Raw genomic sequence first — 914 nt, forward strand, 5'->3', positions numbered from 1 at the left:
GTTCTATATCAAATGTTTGTTTCTCTTTATTTAACGCACCTAGTGCTTGTAATTCTTCTTCTGAAGCATAAGCATTCGCAATAATAACATCATCAAYTAATTCTGTTGCAAACAAATGCTTCGCCTGTGTTGTCATCGGTAATTCGCGATGCTGCTCKARCGTACATAACCCTTCTGTTACTGGCCAAGGTCCGTATGTTGCATCAAATGATGAAATAAAAGCAGCCGTTCTCATACCGTAATCTTTAAATTGTTTCGAGCATTTAATGAAATGATCGTATGATAATCCTGAATAACGATGYGGATAAAAATTATGGCAACCAATTAAATTTTCACGATTTGGTCTATGGCTCATAATGTTATCTACATATTTCGTACCGTTACTCATATTAATTTCAATTTTTAAGCCGTATGGATTGTAAGTCATAATCGATTCTTCTAAACCAGAGAATCCAACATCTAAACGGATACCGTACGCTCCTAACTCATGGAAGAACGATAAATCATTATATGAAATACCTAATTGTGTAAAGACAGACGGACTAATATCAACTAATACTTGGAACCCTAATGCATTTGCATGAGAGATCGTTTCTTTAAACTCTTCTATAATTTTCTCTTTTTCGCCATCTACAGATAATAAACATGTGAATACACGTGTAAATCCGTATTTACTCGCTAATGTTACATACTCTTTATCTTTCTCTACTGTCGAATGTTCTGGATAAATAGAAATACCTAATCGTCTCATATGTACACGCCTCTTTCTTCATCATATTGTAAACCTTTTCAAATATATGTAGCGAAAAAGTATGTATCCCTTTTCTTCCACTACAATTTGAATCCGCTTTCTTTAAAGAAAAAACAATTTCTATCATTCATAACAACTACTAGTCTATACATCTATACTTTAC

General features: G+C 33.3%; 1 protein-coding gene. It reads right to left on the minus strand.

The genetic code is table 11. The annotated features are described in order from the left end of the window. Positions 1 to 751: DUF871 domain-containing protein (locus tag AC1DJR_RS31675; protein ID WP_477004438.1), on the minus strand; the 751-nt coding region annotated here is incomplete at its 3' end. Positions 752 to 914: the final 163 nt, after the last annotated feature.

Source organism: Bacillus sp. 05T31 (assembly GCF_056396725.1).